The 15689-nt window shown below is 71.7% G+C and carries 15 protein-coding genes; 9 read left to right on the top strand and 6 right to left on the bottom strand.

Annotation, left to right across the window (positions count from 1 at the left end; genetic code table 11):
• Window positions 1–18 precede the first annotated feature (18 nt).
• Window positions 19–3003 (top strand): TonB-dependent receptor domain-containing protein, encoded by a 2985-nt coding sequence (locus M503_RS0106570; RefSeq protein ID WP_081720963.1) that lies wholly within the window; start codon window positions 19–21, stop codon window positions 3001–3003.
• 275 nt (window positions 3004–3278) lie between these two features.
• On the opposite strand, the gene M503_RS0106565 is transcribed toward M503_RS0106570, so the two are convergent.
• The 4 genes from M503_RS0106565 to M503_RS0106550 are packed head-to-tail and all read right to left on the bottom strand — an operon-like array spanning window position 3279 to window position 6227.
• Window positions 3279–3965, bottom strand: a complete 687-nt coding sequence (locus M503_RS0106565; RefSeq protein WP_155951979.1) for a DUF4410 domain-containing protein — start codon at window positions 3963–3965, stop codon at window positions 3279–3281.
• A gap of 41 nt (window positions 3966–4006) precedes the next feature.
• Window positions 4007–5434, bottom strand: coding sequence for an NAD(P)(+) transhydrogenase (Re/Si-specific) subunit beta (locus M503_RS0106560; RefSeq protein WP_028919909.1), 1428 nt, complete (start codon window positions 5432–5434; stop codon window positions 4007–4009).
• A complete protein-coding gene (locus tag M503_RS0106555; protein WP_051414333.1) occupies window positions 5431–5922 on the bottom strand; it encodes a hypothetical protein in 492 nt (163 codons plus the stop codon). The genes M503_RS0106560 and M503_RS0106555 overlap by 4 nt, the downstream gene beginning before the upstream one ends.
• Window positions 5919–6227: an NAD(P) transhydrogenase subunit alpha gene (locus tag M503_RS0106550; protein WP_024869448.1), complete on the bottom strand. Its 309-nt coding sequence runs from the start codon at window positions 6225–6227 to the stop codon at window positions 5919–5921. The genes M503_RS0106555 and M503_RS0106550 overlap by 4 nt, the downstream gene beginning before the upstream one ends.
• A gap of 194 nt (window positions 6228–6421) precedes the next feature.
• On the opposite strand from M503_RS0106550, the gene M503_RS0106540 reads away from it, so the two are divergent.
• From M503_RS0106540 to M503_RS0106530, 3 genes are read left to right on the top strand one after another with little or no spacing between them, the layout of a single operon-like run.
• Window positions 6422–6991 carry an RNA polymerase sigma factor gene (locus M503_RS0106540; RefSeq protein ID WP_028919907.1) on the top strand — a complete coding sequence of 190 codons (570 nt, stop codon included), beginning with the start codon at window positions 6422–6424 and terminating at the stop codon, window positions 6989–6991.
• Window positions 6988–7371 carry a hypothetical protein gene (locus M503_RS0106535; protein WP_037060712.1) on the top strand — a complete coding sequence of 128 codons (384 nt, stop codon included), beginning with the start codon at window positions 6988–6990 and terminating at the stop codon, window positions 7369–7371. Before M503_RS0106540 ends, M503_RS0106535 begins: the two co-directional genes overlap by 4 nt.
• A 4-nt stretch (window positions 7372–7375) precedes the next feature.
• Window positions 7376–7843, top strand: a complete 468-nt coding sequence (locus M503_RS0106530) for a DUF3106 domain-containing protein (protein WP_028919906.1) — start codon at window positions 7376–7378, stop codon at window positions 7841–7843.
• 33 nt (window positions 7844–7876) lie between these two features.
• On the opposite strand, the gene M503_RS0106525 is transcribed toward M503_RS0106530, so the two are convergent.
• Together M503_RS0106525 and M503_RS0106520 are read right to left on the bottom strand one after the other, a co-directional pair.
• Window positions 7877–9007 carry an NAD(P) transhydrogenase subunit alpha gene (locus tag M503_RS0106525; protein ID WP_028919905.1) on the bottom strand — a complete coding sequence of 377 codons (1131 nt, stop codon included), beginning with the start codon at window positions 9005–9007 and terminating at the stop codon, window positions 7877–7879.
• Between the two features lie 205 nt (window positions 9008–9212).
• Entirely contained in the window at window positions 9213–11567 is a 2355-nt protein-coding gene (locus M503_RS0106520; RefSeq protein ID WP_028919904.1) for a DUF1631 domain-containing protein, read from the bottom strand.
• 326 nt (window positions 11568–11893) lie between these two features.
• On the opposite strand from M503_RS0106520, the gene M503_RS0106515 reads away from it, so the two are divergent.
• The 5 genes from M503_RS0106515 (at window position 11894) to M503_RS15840 (ending at window position 15641) form a co-directional block, all read left to right on the top strand.
• Window positions 11894–12469 carry a nitroreductase family protein gene (locus M503_RS0106515; protein WP_028919903.1) on the top strand — a complete coding sequence of 192 codons (576 nt, stop codon included), beginning with the start codon at window positions 11894–11896 and terminating at the stop codon, window positions 12467–12469.
• Window positions 12470–12480: 11 nt separating this feature from the next.
• Complete coding sequence (locus M503_RS0106510) at window positions 12481–13431, top strand: 5'-3' exonuclease (protein ID WP_028919902.1); 951 nt, start codon at window positions 12481–12483, stop codon at window positions 13429–13431.
• Window positions 13432–13440: 9 nt separating this feature from the next.
• The gene (locus M503_RS0106505; protein ID WP_024869456.1) at window positions 13441–14004 is read left to right on the top strand and encodes an NUDIX hydrolase; all 564 of its coding nucleotides are present in this window, start codon (window positions 13441–13443) and stop codon (window positions 14002–14004) included.
• A complete protein-coding gene (locus M503_RS0106500) occupies window positions 13994–14785 on the top strand; it encodes an N-formylglutamate amidohydrolase (RefSeq protein WP_028919901.1) in 792 nt (263 codons plus the stop codon). The genes M503_RS0106505 and M503_RS0106500 overlap by 11 nt, the downstream gene beginning before the upstream one ends.
• Window positions 14786–14927: 142 nt before the next feature.
• Window positions 14928–15641: a DUF2242 domain-containing protein gene (locus tag M503_RS15840; RefSeq protein ID WP_024869458.1), complete on the top strand. Its 714-nt coding sequence runs from the start codon at window positions 14928–14930 to the stop codon at window positions 15639–15641.
• Window positions 15642–15689 lie beyond the last annotated feature (48 nt).

Below are 15689 nucleotides of genomic sequence, written 5' to 3'. Positions count from 1 at the left end.
GCGGAGTCGACAATGTCCATGCGGAAGCCCCATCGCAACCTGCGGCGCCATGCCGCGCCGCCCCCCTCTTTCCCGAAGCCCACGTCGACGCGGTTGCACGACGCCATCGTCCTGGCCCTCGCCGCCACGCTCACCGCCGCCACGGCAGCCTCCGCGCAGGAGAACGACGCGCCCACCACCCTCGACCGCGTCGAGGTGACCGGCAGCCGCATCCGCCAGGTCGACCTGGAAACCGAGACGCCGGTGCTCACCATCACCCGCGCCGACATCGAGAAGCAGGGCTTCCAGTCGGTCGCCGAGATCCTGCAGAACGTGTCCGCCGTCGGCGCCCCGGCGATCAGCCGCGCGCAGCCGCTGCTGGCCGGCGAGAACGTCGGCGGGCAGTTCATCAGCATGCGCAACCTCGGCACCACCCGCACCCTGGTACTGGTCAACGGCAAGCGCCTGGGTATCAGTACCTCCGGCTTCCAGGACGTGTCGCTGATCCCTACCGCCGCGGTGGAGCGTATCGAGGTGCTGAAGGACGGCGCCTCTTCCGTGTACGGCTCGGACGCCATCGCCGGCGTGGTCAACATCATCACCCGCTCCGGCTTCGAAGGCGCCTCGGCCGGCGCCTACTTCGGCCAGTACAGCGAGGGCGACGGCGACACGACGCGCGCCGACCTGGTACTCGGCTTCACCGGCGAACGCGGCTCGCTCACCGCTGCGGTGGAGTACCGCAAGGAGGAAGCGGTGATGGCCGGCGACCGCCCCTACAGCGCCTATCCGCAGAGCTACCGCCATCCGACCCGCGGCTGGACCACGGTCAGCCAGTGGGGCGTGATCAACCTGCCTTCCTCACTCGGCGGCAACCGCGTGCTCGACGCCGGCGCCGACTGGCGCGACATCGGCAATTACCACGCGCTGGACACCAACGTCGGCAACAGCGCCGCAGATCCGGCCGGCTCCACCACGGACAAGAGCAATGCCAACCTGCAGATGCACCTGCGCACGCCGCTGCAGAGCCGCGCACTGTTCGTCGACGGCACCTACGACCTGACCCCGCGGGTGCGCCTGCGCGGCAGCATGCTCTACAGCGAGCGCGAGGCCGAGCGGCAGATCGCCGGCTACCCGTTCCAGAGCGCGGCCTTCGGCATCGCCATGTCCGAGGACAGCTACTACAACCCGCTCGGCAGCCATCACGGTAATGCCGAGCCGCAGCAGGTGACGTTCTGGCGGCGGACCTGGGAGATCCCGCGGGTGGACCGGCCGACCTCGACCACCTGGCGCTTCAGCGCGGCGCTGGAAGGCAGCTTCGACGCCGGCTCGCGGGTGTTCGACTGGGAAGTCGGCTACCTCTACAACCGCAACAAGGTCACCCAGGAGAACTACGGGAACCTCAACCTGTCCCGCGTGGCCGAGGCGGTGGGGCCTTCGTTCCTCAACGCCGACGGCGTGGTCCAGTGCGGCACGCCCGACGACCCGGTGCCGCTGGCCAGCTGCGTGCCGTGGAACCCCTTCATCCCCTACGGCCGCACCGGCGACGGCGGCCTGACCGGCAACCCGGAGCTGCGCGACTTCCTGTTCCAGACGCTCAACTCCTCGGGCGTGGCCGAGACCGAGGCATTCAGCGCGCTGCTGTCCGGCTCGCTGTTCGCCCTGCCCGGTGGCGACGCGGCCTTCGCCGTCGGCGTGGAGAACCGAAAAGAATCCGGGCGCTTCGTGCCCGACGCGATGGCCGTCACCGGCAACTCCACCACCTTGTCGGCAGGACCTACGCGCGGCAGCTACAGCGTCGACGAGGTCTACGCCGAGCTGTACCTGCCGGTGCTGGCGGACCTGCCGGGTGCGCGCGAGCTGAGCTTCTCCGTGGCCAGCCGCTACTCGGACTACGACACCTTCGGCGACACCACCAACAGCAAGGTCGGCTTCAAGTGGAAGCCTATCGAGTCGCTGCTGGTCCGCGGCACATGGGCCGAAGGCTTCCGCGCGCCCACCATCAACGACCTCTACGGCGGCGGCGCGCAGACCTTCGCCACCTTCACCGACCCGTGCGACACGCTGTTCGGCGCCTCGGCCTCCAACGCCCGGGTGCGCGCGCGCTGCGCCCAGGACATCGCCAACGCCGACAGCTTCCGCCAGCTGGCGCAGGGCTTCACCCCGGCCGGCGCGCCGAACTCGCAGACGCCGGTGGCGTTCTTCGCCGGCTCCAACGACCAGCTGCGCCCGGAGAGTTCCGAGTCGTACACCTTCGGCCTGGTCTGGAGCCCACCGTTCCTCGAGGGCCTGAACATGAGCCTGGACTGGTGGAAGATCCGGATCGAGGACACGATCGTCGCCGACAGTCCCACGCAGACGCTCAACGACTGCTACATCCAGGGCGACGCGTCGCGCTGCGTCGACTTCACCCGCGACCCGACCCTTGGCTTCGTCAACAGTCTGTCCTTCGCCGGCATCAACGCCGGCTACCGCGAGGCCGAGGGCTTCGACTTCGACCTCGGCTACCGGATGGACACCGGCTTTGGCCGCTTCGCCCTGGTGTGGCAGAGCACCTACACCGTCCGCGACGAGATCAAGACCGACACCAACCCCGACACGCTGCCGCAGCAGCTGGTCGGCTGGGCGACTTCCCCCGGTTTCGTCGGCACCTTCCGCGTCCGCTCCAACGCCAGCCTCAGCTGGGAGCACGGGCCGTGGGGGGCGACCTGGGGCGCGCGCTACTACTCCTCGCAGAAGGAAACCTGCCTGTCGGCGGCGCTGTTCCCGGAGGCATGCTCGGACCCGGACTACGTGGCCGCCAACCCGGCGCAGACCCGCGCGAACCGAAGGGTCGGCTCCAACACCTTCCACGACCTGGAGCTGCGCTGGAACACGCCGTGGCGGGGCGTGGTGGCGCTGGGCGCCAACAACGTGTTCGACCACGTCGGCCCGGTGCTGTACAGCCAGCCCAGCTCCAGCGTGCCCTACTCCGGCCAGTTCGACATCGGCCGCTTCGTGTACATGAAGTACCAGCAGCGCTTCTGACGGACACGACCACGGAGGCCACGGCGCCATCAGGTGCCGTGGCTTCTTCGGGTCAACTGCACGTCGCGTGGCTGCCGAAGCGCAACCTGCGCACATGTTGCCGGTGCCAGCCGGCACATCGCAGGCAGCGCGGACCGGCGAGGCTGCAGGTGTCCGCGACCCTTCCCCTCCCAGGCGGGTGCGCCCGGCCCATGCGCAAGCATGCGACCGTCGCCTCGCGGACCCGGCCCGGGCATTGCCCGGGCCTTTTCGTCGGCTGACAGGAATCTAGCAATTCAGCGCAAGCTGTCGCGAACGAAGCCTCCGACCTTCTCCGCAAAGTCTTCAACGCCCTTTTCGGATTGCCCGCCCAACCAGCCACCAACCTTCCGATCGACCACTTCGTCGCGCGCCACGAGCGCTCCGTCGGACTTCCGGGCCAGCCAGACCTCGACTGCGAATTTCTGCGCTCCGGCACCGAAGCCGACGAAGTAACGCAGGGCCTGGTTGCCGGCCTTGTAGTCGACCACGCGCCCCCCCAGGACGAGGGCGCGCTCCGGGTCCGGGCAAGCCGGCCAGGACGGGCCGACCAGGGTCGCACGCAACCCACGGGCCTTTTCCGGCACCTGCCCGGCAACGGCACGCTGCAGGTCGTCCAGCCGCGCTTGCGGGATGGTGGCAGCCCTCGCGGTTTCCTTGCTGGTGATGAATCCGTCGCCTGCGCCGACCTCGAAGCGTCGCACTTCCACGCATTCGAAAGCCCCTCGGCTAGCCGCGCCGGGAGGCAGCAGCGCGCCACTGGGCTGGGTCAGTTCCGTGCCGCCCGCAGGAGCCTCGACGGCTGCTTCGGCAGCGGGAGATTCCTCGCCCCGGACCTCGGCCCACCATCCCTCTTTCCGGGATGCATCCTGGGCACAGGCCAGGGTTGCAGACAGGCACAGGCAGGCGCCGCCCAGCCTGGCCACCAGGTTTGCAGTTTTCATTCCCCGTCTCCCCCTGTAGATCCGGTCCGGTGTTTGGCGCCTCAGTGCCCGCCGCCGTCCAGCGCCTTCAGTTCGCTGACCAGCGCGCTGGCCATTTCCGCGCCGTCGCCGTAGAGCATGCGGGTGTTGTCGGCGTAGAACAGCGCGTTCTCGATGCCGGCGAAGCCGGTGCCCTTGCCGCGCTTGATCACCACGACGTTCCTCGATTCGACCACGTCCAGGATCGGCATGCCGTAGATCGGACTGGCCGGATCGGTCTTCGCCACCGGGTTGACCACGTCGTTGGCGCCGATCACCAGCGACACGTCGGTGGTCGGGAACTCCGGGTTGATGTCGTCCATGTCCGCGATCAGGTCGTAGGGCACGCCAGCCTCGGCCAGCAGCACGTTCATGTGCCCGGGCATGCGTCCGGCCACCGGGTGGATCGCGAACTTCACCTTGACCCCGCGGTCGATCAGGCGCTGCGCCAGCTCCCAGATCTTGTGCTGGGCCTGGGCCACGGCCAGGCCGTAGCCGGGCACGATCACCACGCGCTCGGCATAGGCCATCATCGCCGCCACGTCGCCGGCCTCGATCGGCTTCTGCGAGCCGGTGATCTCCTGCGCCTGTCCGCCGCCGCCGAAGCTGCCGAACAGCACCCCGGAGATCGGCCGGTTCATCGCCTTGGCCATCAGCCGGGTCAGCAGGATGCCGGCCGCGCCGACCATCATGCCGGCGATGATCAGCGCCTCGTTGCCCAGCACGTAGCCTTCGAACGACACCGCCAGGCCGGTGAATGCGTTGTACAGCGAGATCACCACCGGCATGTCGGCGCCGCCGATCGGCAAGGTCATCAGCACGCCCAGCAGCAGCGCGACCAGGAAGAAAGCGACGATCGCCCAGGGCTGCAAGGTGGTGGCGGCGAGCACGCCCAGCACCGCCATCGCCACCGCGACCAGCAGGTTGAACGCCTGCTGCCCGGGGAACACCACGCGCTTGTCGAGGCGGCCGTCGAGCTTGGCCCAGGCGATGATCGAACCGGACAGCGACACCGCGCCGATCGCCGAACCCAGCACCGCCAGGGTCAGCACCACCACGCCCGGTCCCGCGACGGCGACTTCGCCGCCCTGCGCCAGCGCCGAGAAGCGCAGCAGCTCCACCGCGCCGATGGCCGCGGCCGAGCCGCCGCCCATGCCGTTGTACAGCGCCACCATCTGCGGCATGTCGGTGATCGCCACCTTCTTGCCGGAAATCCACGCCGCCACCGTGCCGATCACCAGCGCGACGACTATCAGTGGAAGGTTGTGCAGGCCCGGGAGCAGGAAGGTCGCCGCGGTGGCCAGCAGCATGCCCACGCCGGCCCAGTGGATGCCGCTGCGCGCCGTCGCCGGCGAGGCCATGCGCTGCAGCCCCAGCAGGAACAGCGTGGCCGCCACCAGGTAGCTGGCGCCGACCAGCCAGGTACGGATATCGAATTCGCTGCCACTCATGCCTCGTCCCCTTCGTTGCCCGTACGCGCCGCGCGCGACGGATTACGGTCCAGTCGATGGTGCTCGAACATCTCGATCGCGGTCTTGAGCAGCGCGAACAGGCCCAGGCCCAGCCCCACCAGGCCCATCGCCAGCTGCGACCAGCGCGCGCCGCCCAGGTACAGCCCGGCCAGGCCGCCGCCGAGGGCCAGCGCCACGGCACCGACGATGATCCCGATCGCCAGGTTGCCCTTGCGCGGATCCTCCCAGACCTTGCGCGACACGTCGTTCTGGGTCGTGGTCGGATCCTGCAGCGAAGAGAAGCCGATGCCGACGCCGGCATGCAGCAGGGCCAGGTTGAAGTCCGTGAAGATCGAGGCGAAGCCGGTGAAATACGGCCGCATCACGTAGAACAGTGCCAGCAGCATGAACGGGTACTGCAGGTAGCTGGCCGCCTGGAACAGCCTGCGCGCCCCGGAACGGTCGCGTGCCGCACCATGGGCGCTCACTTGCCACCTTCGCCGGCGGACGGCTTCCTGCTGCTCTTGAACATCTCCAGCATGCGCTCGGTGACCACGTAGCCGCCGGCGGCGTTGCCGGCGCCCAGGACCACGGCGACGAAGCCGATCGCCTTCTCCAGGGGGGTGTCGGCATGGCCCAGCACCACCATCGCGCCGATCAGGACGATGCCGTGGATGAAGTTGGACCCGGACATCAGCGGCGTATGCAGGATCACCGGCACCCGCGAGATGATCACGTGGCCGGCGATGGCCGCCAGCATGAAGATGTACAGCGCAACGAAACCGTCGTTCATCCGCCACTCTCCCGGGCAGGGCGCCCCGCCCGGATGATAACCGCAGGATGAATGGCGCACATCCGGTCAACCGGCGGCGCCCCCGTGCGTTTCCTGCTGCAGGCGACCCGACCGGAGTTCCCCATGAAGCAGCTCGACCAGGCACCCGAGGCCCGCCCCCTGTGGCGCAGCGCCCACCCGGGCAAGGCTAAGCTGTGCTGGTGACGACGCCCCTCGACCCCGTCTGGGAAACGCAGGCCACGCCCACCTGGGCGTCGCTGGACGCGTTCCTCGCCGAGGTGGGCCCGCGCGCGTTCCGCTTCGCCGAGGCCGGCCTGCGCAACCGCGACGACGCCCTCGACGCGGTGCAGGACGCGATGATGAAGATGCTCGCCTACCGCGAGCGCCCGGCCGGCGAATGGACGCCCCTGTTCTGGAGCATCCTGCGCCGGCGGATCATCGACCTGCAGCGCCGCGCCGGCTTCCGCCTGCGCTGGCTGCGCCCGGCCGGGGAGATGCCGGCAGGCGAGGACAGCGGCATCGACTGGGCCGACCCGGGCGCCGGCCCGGCCCAGGCGCACGAGCAGCGCGAGGCCTACGCGCGGCTGGTGGAGGCGCTGCGCGCCCTGCCGGCGCGGCAGCGCGAGGCCTTCACCCTGCGCGTGCTCGAGGAGCTGGACGTGGCCACCACCGCCAGGGTGATGGGCTGCTCGGAAGGCTCGGTCAAGACCCACCTGTCGCGCGCGCGGCAGGCCCTGCAATCGCAACTGGAGGACGTCCGATGACGACCGCAACCGAATCGTCCGGCGATTCCATCGACCGCCATGCCCGGCAGCTGCACCAGGCCGCCCTGGCGAATGTCTCGCCGGCCACCCTGGCGCGCCTGCGCCAGGCGCGCCATGCCGCGACCTCGGCCCCGCCCCGCCGCCGCCCCCTGCTGGCCTCGTGGCTGGCCGGCGGCGCGGTGGCGGCGACGCTCGCCGTCGCGGTGATGCTGCGCCCCGGCGCGCCCGCGCCCGATGCGCCGGCCAGCTACGCCGACGGAGGCGAGGTACCGGCCGACTTCCTCGCCCCCGCAACCGACCCGGCCGTGGCGCTGGAGAACGACCCCGGTTTCTACCTGTGGCTGGACTCGGTCGACGCCACGGCCCTGGCAATGGAGTAAGACCATGCAATCCCGACGCCTCCTCTCCTGCCTGCTGGCGCTGGCCCTGCTCGCGCCGGTGGCGGCCATCTCCGCCCCGGCCACCCCGGCCGCGCCGAAGCCGGCCGCCACGAAGACCCGTCCCGCGGACCTGCCGGCCTGGGAGCAGCTCAGCCCGGAGCAGCGCGAGCTGCTGATTGCTCCGCTGCGCGAACGCTGGAACTCCTCGCCTCAGGAGCGGGTGCGGATGTACGAGCACGCGCAGCGCTGGAAGACCCTGCCGCCGGACGAACGCGAACGTGCCCGCCGCGGCATGCGCCGCTTCGAGGACATGACCCCGGCGCAGCGCGAACATGCGCGCGCGATCTTCCACTACACCCGCGACCTGCCGGCCGAGCAGCGCCAGGCCTTCCGCGAACGCTGGTCGAAGATGACTCCGGAGCAGCGCCAGCAGTGGCTGCGCGAGCACCCGGCGCCGGCGAAGAAGGACTGAGCCCGCCACACCCGCAGCAGCGGGCGCGCCCCGTCAGCCGGCCGCGCCAGCCCCTGCCCGCGCGTCCGCGGCGGCCGCCGCCGGCGGCTCCGGCCACGCCGTCTTCGCCAGCAGCTCGTCGTTCCAGTCGAACGCCAGCTCGCCGCCCTTCAGGAACAGCGCGACGAAGTTGTAGACGTTGCGCGCGTACATCTCGCTGGCGTGCACCGCGCCCATGCTGGCCAGGTTGAGCGGGCCGGCGACGGTGACGCCGCCGGCCTCGATGGTCTCGCCGGGACGGGTCGCCTCGCAGTTGCCGCCGGTCTCGGCGGCCAGGTCGACGATCACGCTGCCGGGCTTCATCCCGGCCACCATCGCCGAACTGACGATCTTCGGCGCCGGGCGCCCCGGTACCGCCGCTGTGCAGACCACCACGTCGATGCCCCTGAGGTGGTCGGCCAGGCGCTGCTGCTGCAGCGCGCGTTCCTCGTCGGTCAGCGCGCGCGCATAACCGCCCTCGCCCGCCGCGCTCACGCCCAGGTCGAGGAACTTGCCGCCCAGCGATTCGATCTGTTCGCGCGTTTCCGGGCGCACGTCGAAGCCTTCCACCTGCGCGCCAAGCCGGCGCGCGGTGGCGATTGCCTGCAGGCCGGCCACGCCGGCGCCGACGATGAGCACCTTCGAAGGACGGATCGTGCCGGCGGCGGTGGTCAGCATCGGGAAGAAGCGCGGCGCCAGCTGCGCGGCGATCAGCACCGCCTTGTAGCCGGCCATGCCGGCCTGCGAGCTGAGCACGTCCATGGCCTGCGCGCGGGTGGTGCGCGGCAGCCGCTCCAGCGGGAAGGCACGGATGCCCCGCGCCTGCAGCGCCCCGGCGCGGGCGGCGTCGGCCTGCGGATGCAGCACGCCGACCAGGACCGCGCCGTCGCGCAGGCCGGCGATCGCCTCGGCCGGCGGCGCCTGCACGCACAGCACCACTTCGGCGCTGGCGCGCGCGTCGGCAGCGGCCAGCTGCGCGCCGGCATCGAGGTAGGCCTGGTCGGTGATGCCGGCGCCAAGCCCGGCACCGGGCTCGACCTGCACCCGTGCCCCGGCGGCGACCAGCTTCTTCACCGTTTCCGGCGTGGCCGCCACGCGCTTCTCGCCCGCCGCGGTCTCCTTCAGCACCAGCACATCCACCGCCATGCGCCCCTCGCCTGCAAGTCAGCCGAGCCGCGATGCTAGCAAATGGCGGGCCCGGCCCGGGGAGCGGGCCGTGCCCGGTCCGGCGCGGGGAGAACGCGGCAACCTGGCCTGGCTCCGGCCGCGGGCGCGCAGCCCGGACCGGCCGGCGAGGCCGGCGGGAAGTCCACCATGGGGATGCCGGGCGGTATGCGCCGCCCGGACCGGATCAGTGCAGCGTCGCCGACTGCTGCGGGGCGACCGCGTCCAGGCGCTCGATCACGCCCTGCATCGCGTTGTCGAAGGCATCGCCGTCGTCGGCCACGTGCATGCGCAGGCGGCCCATCCGCACCATCACCGCCAGCTCTTCCGGCGAGGCCACGCAGAAGCGCACGCCGCGGCGGTTGACGAACAGCAGGCGCGAGGAGATCGGGCTGACCCAGGTCAGCTTCCCCGGCTGCACGCGGCCGTCCTTGTCGATGAAGTCCAGCCAGGTACCGATCGGCAGGCCGCGGATGCGCTCGGCGTCGGCGTGGTCGAAGTCCAGCGTATCGGTGCCGGCGACCAGCTCGACCGGGTTGCGCTCGACCGGCGCCGCCTGCGGCAGGGCCACTTCCGGCAGTTCCGGCAGCGGTTTCTCCAGTTCCGGACGGGCGTCGGCCACCGCCTGCAGGGTGTCGTGCAGGGCGCCGATCGCCGCGTCGGCGGCGTCGCCGTGCAGGCCGATGCTGGCGAAGACCTGGCGCAGGCCCGGCTGCCAGTTCTGCAGCCACGGCTTGCCGACGATGTGGCGCTGCGCCTCGTCCACTTCCTCGAGGATGCCGTCGGCCAGCTCCAGCGCATCGGTGAAGGTGTCGCCGACCTCGCCTTCGCGCAGCAGCGCCAGGGTGATGTGGTGCTGCCACGGATTGCGCAGGAACTCGGCCACCGCCTGCGGCAGCGCGCGGTCTTCCAGCCGGCTGGCGACCTCGAACTCGGCGCGGCGGCGGGCCATCTCCAGCCGCTCCTGGCCGCGCTGGATCTCGGCGGCGCGGCGCTCGGTGACTTCCACGCGGCGGCGGTGCTGCTCGAGGAAGTCGCGGAACTCCTCCTCCAGGGTCATGAAGATGGCCAGGTTCTCGTTGAACTCGGTCACCAGCCGCTCGATGATCTCCTCGACCTTGGCCAGCAGCGAGCGCTCGGCGGCGCTTTCGCCCTGGTTGCCCTCGCAGGCCTCGGCCAGCGCGTTGAGCAGGCGCCGCGCCGGATGGGTCTTCTGCACGAACATGCGCCGGTCCAGCAGCGCCACCTTCACGAACGGCACCACCAGGCGGCCGATCAGCTCGCGCGGACGGCCCTCGAGGTCGCGCTCGTCCAGCAGCACGTCGAACAGCATGCCGACCAGGTCGATCGCGTCCTCGTCCTTCGGGTCCAGGCGGGTGCTGGACGGGTCCACGCCCAGCTGGCGCGCGTTGGCCAGCACCTCGCTCTTGAGCCGCTGCGACAGCGACTCCTGGTCGTCGCTGATCGCCGCGCTGAGGGTCGGGCTGGGCGTGGCCTGGAGCAGCGACAGCACCGAGAGCATCTCGCGATGGCTCAGCGGACGCTGGTCGGCCTGCCCCCCGGGCACGCCGCCGGCTCCCTGCGCCACGTCGCCGCGCGCGCCGCGGCTCTGCTGCAGCAGCTGGTGCAGGGCGTCCAGCAGCGCCGCGCCACCCGGGGCCGGCGCTTCGCCGGCACCGCCGTCGAAACCGTGCTGCTGCATCGCGCCGCGGGTGTCCTGCCAGCGCTGCATGAAGCGCGCCGCCCAGGCCGGGGAATAGTCCTCGCCGCCGGCCGGCTCTTCCCAGCCGCCGCCGTAGCCGCCTGCATAGCTGCCGGCCGCGGCCGCAGCCGCGCTTTCGGCCATGCGTTCGGGTCGCGGCGCCGCCGGCGCCGGGCGCGGGCCGGCCGGCGCGCCGGGCAGCACGCCCTCACGCACCAGGCGCTGGTCCAGGCCCTCGTAGAGCTTGGCCACGGCGGGCGCCAGGTCGCGCTCGCAGAGCTTGATCAGGACCAGGCGCACTTCCGGCGCCAGGTCGCAGGTCGCGAAGGCCTCGTGCACGGCCACGCCGATGTGTTCGGGACCGATCGGGTTGCGGTCGGCATCCAGCTGCAGCGCGCCGGCGATCCAGCCCAGGCGCCGGTCCAGCCGCGACAGCACGGCCTTGCAGTCGCGCAGCATCACGCTGGCCAGGTTGCGTACCGCCAGGCGCGATTCGAGTTCGTGTTCGGCGACCAGGCTCAGCCCGGTCGACTGGCTGGCCAGCGACGCTTCCGCCGACGGCGGCTCGCCGGACTCCAGCGCTTCCCACGCCTGGCCGAGGCGGGCGCGGAAGCGGGCGACGATCTCCTCGCGGCGGCGGCGCAGTTCGCGCATGCCGTCGAGGAACAGCAGCTGCGAACCGCCGGCGCGCTCGGCGCGATCGAACAGGACGTCGTCGTAGCGGGCCACCGATGCGGCGAACGCATCGCCCAGCGGCGGCAGGAAGGCGTCGCGCACCAGGGCGAGCAGCCTCGCGTCGCGGGCGGGGTGGTGGAGGGGGTCTTGCTGGGTGGGGGACATGCGAACAGCTCCGCGCTGGCCAGGGCGTCGGTCGGATACGGCTCCCCTTATGCCGCTCACGCATCGTAGGGGGACCGCGCATCACGCAACCGTGACCCAGTCAGCAATTCATATTCTCGATACGATGACAATCGGGGTTTATCCCTATGCATCGCGCGCATTGTGATGACATGCAGCGCGCCGCGTGCGCGTGAAGACGGTGCGCCGCACATCGCTTGCGCGCGTGGTCGACGCTGCCGTTCCCGCGCCCTGTCCCGGGGACAGGCGCGCAGCCGCCTATAATTGTCGCCTGCCGGCCACGGGCCGGAGCGGAGCCCTTCCTCGCAATGCATACCCCTCCCGCGCTGCAACTGCTCGACGCGCGCCGCTCGGTCCCCTCGCTGGAACTGGGCGAACCCGGACCCGACGACGCCACCCTGCTGCGCATGCTGCAATCGGCCGTGCGCGTGCCCGACCACGGCAAGCTGGTCCCGTTCCGTTTCCTGCGCATCGCCGGCGACGCCCGCCACGCGCTGGGCGAGTTCCTCGCCGCGCGCGCCTTGCAGCGCAATCCCGACGCGCCGCCGGCGCTGGTCGCCAAGGACCGCAGCCGCTTCTCGCACGCGCCGGTGATCGTGGCCGTGGTCGCGCGGATCCAGGCCGGGCACAAGGTGCCCGAGCAGGAGCAGCTGCTGACCGCCGGCTGCGCCTGCTTCGCCCTGCTCCAGGCCGCGCAGGCGCTGGGCTTCGGCGCGCAGTGGCTGACCGCGTGGATGGCCTACGACGCGGAAGTGGCGAAGGCCCTCGGCCTCGGCGAGGGCGAGCGCATCGTCGGCTTCGTCCACATCGGCACCCCGCGCGTGGACGTGCCCGAGCGTGACCGCCCCAACCCGCGCGCCCTGCTGACGGACTGGACGCCGTGAACCCGGACGGCATGCCGGCGCCGGGCGCGGCCCCCGCGCCGCTGCACCTGGTCGACGCCAGCCTGTACGTGTTCCGCGCCTGGCACTCGATGCCGGACGAGTTCCGCGACGCCCATGGCTGGCCGACCAACGCCGTGCACGGCTTCGCCCGCTTCCTGCTGGAACTGCTCGAGCGCGAACGCCCCCGGCACATCGCCATCGCCTTCGACGAGGCGCTGGACAGCTGCTTCCGCAACCGCCTATATCCGGCCTACAAGGCCAACCGCGATCCGGCGCCGGCAGAGCTGCGCCGCCAGTTCGCCCACTGCAAGGCGCTGTGCGCCGCGCTCGGCCTCACCGTGCTGGCCGACCACGACTACGAGGCCGACGACCTGATCGGCAGCGCGCTGCACCGCGCGCGCCCGGCCGGCTACCGCGGGATCATCGTCTCCGCCGACAAGGACCTGTCGCAGATGCTGGGCGAGCACGACGAGCAGTGGGACTTCGCCCGCGGCCAGCGCTGGGGCGCGGCCGGGGTCAAGGCCCGCCACGGCGTGCACGCGCACCAGATCGCCGACTACCTGGCGCTGACCGGCGACGCGGTCGACAACATCCCCGGCATCGGGGGGGTCGGGGCCAAGACCGCGGCGGTGCTGCTGGCCCACTTCGGCAGCCTCGACGCGCTGCTGGAACGGGTCGACGAGGTCGCCTTCCTGCGCCTGCGCGGCGCCGCCCAGGTCGCCGCGCGCCTGCGCGAACAGCGCGAGCACGCGCTGCTGTGGCGGCAGCTGACCACCATCGCCTGCGACGTGCCGTTGCCGTACGAGGGCCCGGCCGCGACCCGCGCCGAGGCCGATCCGGAGATGCTCGAGGCGCTGGCCGACACCCTCCGCTTCGGCCCGATGACCCGGCGCCGCCTGTGCACCGCGGCCGGCCTCGACAGCGGCGCCGGCGAGGCGCCATCGGTCCAACTTCCGGCTTAGCATTGGCTCATGGCTGACGATCCCCGTTCCGACAACACCCCCCGCGTCGTCTACGAAGGGCGCTGGCAGCGCATGGTCGTGCGCGGAACCTGGGAATACTCCGAGCGCACCCATCCCGGCGGCCTGGCCGCGATCATCATCGCGGTGACCCCGGACGACCGGGTGCTGTTCGTCGAACAGTTCCGCGTGCCGCTGCAGGCGCGCACGATCGAGATGCCGGCCGGGCTGGTTGGCGACATCCATGCCGGCGAATCGATCGAGCAGTCGGCGATCCGCGAGCTGGAGGAAGAGACCGGCTGGACTGCCGAGCGCGCCGAGGTACTGATGACCGGCCCGACCTCCTCCGGCGCCAGCAGCGAGAAGATCGCCTTCGTCCGCGCCACCGGCCTGCGCAAGGTCGGCGCCGGCGGCGGCGACGGCAGCGAGGACATCACCGTGCACGAGGTCCCGCGCGCGCAGGCCGCGGCCTGGCTGGCGGCGAAGATGCACGAAGGCTACGAGCTGGACGCCAAGCTCTGGGCCGGGCTGTGGATGATCGACCACGAGCTGGACGGCACCCCGCGTGAACCCTGACAGCGCCCCTTCGCCGCACCTGCTGCAGCCCGGCGACCCGGCGCCGTTCGAGGTGCTGCGCCCGGAGGGCGCCTCGCCCTGGCTGTTCACCGCCGACCATGCCGGCCAGGCGATCCCCCGCGCGCTCGGCGACCTCGGCCTGCCGCCGGGCGAGATCGACCGCCACATCGGCTGGGACATCGGCATCGCCGGCGTGGCCCGCGAGCTGTCGGCGCTGCTCGACGCCTGGACCATCGTGCAGGCGTATTCGCGGCTGGTGGTCGACTGCAACCGGCCGCTGGAGTCGCCAACGCTGATCGTCGAGCGCAGCGACGGCACAGACGTGCCCGGCAACCACGGCCTCGACGCCGCCGCCCGGCAGGCGCGGCTGGCGGAGATCTTCCTGCCCTACCACGCGCGCATCGGCGAGACCCTGGACCGGCGTCGCGACCAGGGCCGCCCCACCCTGCTGGTCACCCTGCACAGCTTCACCCCGGCGATGGGCGGCGTGGCCCGGCCGTGGCACTGCGGCGTGCTCTACAACCGCGACGCGCGGCTGGCCCATGCCCTGCGCGATGCGCTGCAGGCCGAGGGCGACCTGGTGGTCGGCGACAACCAGCCGTACTCGGTGAGCGACAGCAGCGACTACGCCATCCCCGTGCACGGCGAACGCCGCGGCCTGCCGCACGTGGAGCTGGAGATCCGCCAGGACCTGATCTCCGACGCCGCCGGACAGGTCGCCTGGGCGCAGCGGCTGGCGCGGCTGCTGCGCGGACTGGAAGCGGCGTTCGTCGCCAGCTGAGCGCCGGTCGTCGCGGCAGGCTGAGCCGTGAATGAATCCGTGACCGTCGCCGCTGTAAACGGTACCAGCCGGAGGGCCCATCTGCGTCGCGATCCGGCATACTCGGGCGGTTGTCCCTTCCTTCACGCCTGCACACCGCACGATGCCCTCGCCGCGACCGCTCCTCCTGCCGCTGCTGCTGGCCACCCTGCTGGGCGGCTGCTCCATGGGCGGACTGACCAAGTCCTCCGAACCGTCCGCCACCGAAGCCTTCGATTCGGCCAACACCTATTCGCGCAGTTTCGACCACTCGCCGGCGCAGGCCTGCGAGGCCGCGCGCCGCGCCCTGCTCAGCCAGGGCTTCGTGGTCGGCCGCGCCGAGGCCGACGTGGTGGAGGCGCGCAAGTACTTCCAGCAGAACGAGAGCCACGAGCAGGTCGAGTTCCGCGCGGTGTGCATGCCGCAGTACCGCGGCTCGCAGCAGACCCTGGTGTTCGTCAACGCGGTCCAGGACCGCTACGCTCTGCGCAAGAGCAACACCAGCGCCAGCCTGGGCGTGAGTGCGCTGGGCTCGCTGTCGGTGCCGATCGGCTCCAGCGAGGATTCGCTGGTCAAGGTGGCCAGCGCCACCCTGCAGGACCCCAACTTCTACAAGCGCTTCTTCGCCGTGCTCGAACGGTTCCTGCCGGAGGAGATCGAGCGCCCGGCCAGGCCGGCGGCCACGACGCAGGCGCAGCCGAGCCTGTTCGCGGTGCCGCAGTACCAGGCGCCGGAACCGGCGGCCGAGCTGCCGCGCGAGGAACCGCTGCCGGAGCCGCCGCCGGTGCTGGTCAACCCGCTGCCGACCCAGCCGGCGCAGCCGCCGTCCGGCGGCTGAGCGCGGCCGCCGCGGGCCGGCACCGGCCGGCCCGCACGCCTTCGACGG

It is taken from the genome of Pseudoxanthomonas suwonensis J47 (assembly GCF_000513955.1).
Taxonomy (GTDB): Bacteria; Pseudomonadota; Gammaproteobacteria; order Xanthomonadales; family Xanthomonadaceae; genus Pseudoxanthomonas; species Pseudoxanthomonas suwonensis_C.
Note: the sequence above shows the minus strand (reverse complement) of the source record. Positions and strands in the feature narration are given on the sequence as shown.

Excerpts from the sequence above, each read along its gene's own strand:
- M503_RS0106570 (WP_081720963.1), top strand. The coding sequence starts at position 19 with ATGCGGAAGCCCCATCGCAACCTGCGGCGCCATGCCGCGCCGCCCCCC.
- M503_RS0106565 (WP_155951979.1), bottom strand. The coding sequence starts at position 3,965 with ATGAAAACTGCAAACCTGGTGGCCAGGCTGGGCGGCGCCTGCCTGTGC.
- M503_RS0106560 (WP_028919909.1), bottom strand. The coding sequence starts at position 5,434 with ATGAGTGGCAGCGAATTCGATATCCGTACCTGGCTGGTCGGCGCCAGC.
- M503_RS0106550 (WP_024869448.1), bottom strand. The coding sequence starts at position 6,227 with ATGAACGACGGTTTCGTTGCGCTGTACATCTTCATGCTGGCGGCCATC.
- M503_RS0106535 (WP_037060712.1), top strand. The coding sequence starts at position 6,988 with ATGACGACCGCAACCGAATCGTCCGGCGATTCCATCGACCGCCATGCC.
- M503_RS0106530 (WP_028919906.1), top strand. The coding sequence starts at position 7,376 with ATGCAATCCCGACGCCTCCTCTCCTGCCTGCTGGCGCTGGCCCTGCTC.
- M503_RS0106525 (WP_028919905.1), bottom strand. The coding sequence starts at position 9,007 with ATGGCGGTGGATGTGCTGGTGCTGAAGGAGACCGCGGCGGGCGAGAAG.
- M503_RS0106520 (WP_028919904.1), bottom strand. The coding sequence starts at position 11,567 with ATGTCCCCCACCCAGCAAGACCCCCTCCACCACCCCGCCCGCGACGCG.
- M503_RS0106515 (WP_028919903.1), top strand. The coding sequence starts at position 11,894 with ATGCATACCCCTCCCGCGCTGCAACTGCTCGACGCGCGCCGCTCGGTC.
- M503_RS0106510 (WP_028919902.1), top strand. The coding sequence starts at position 12,481 with ATGCCGGCGCCGGGCGCGGCCCCCGCGCCGCTGCACCTGGTCGACGCC.
- M503_RS0106505 (WP_024869456.1), top strand. The coding sequence starts at position 13,441 with ATGGCTGACGATCCCCGTTCCGACAACACCCCCCGCGTCGTCTACGAA.
- M503_RS15840 (WP_024869458.1), top strand. The coding sequence starts at position 14,928 with ATGCCCTCGCCGCGACCGCTCCTCCTGCCGCTGCTGCTGGCCACCCTG.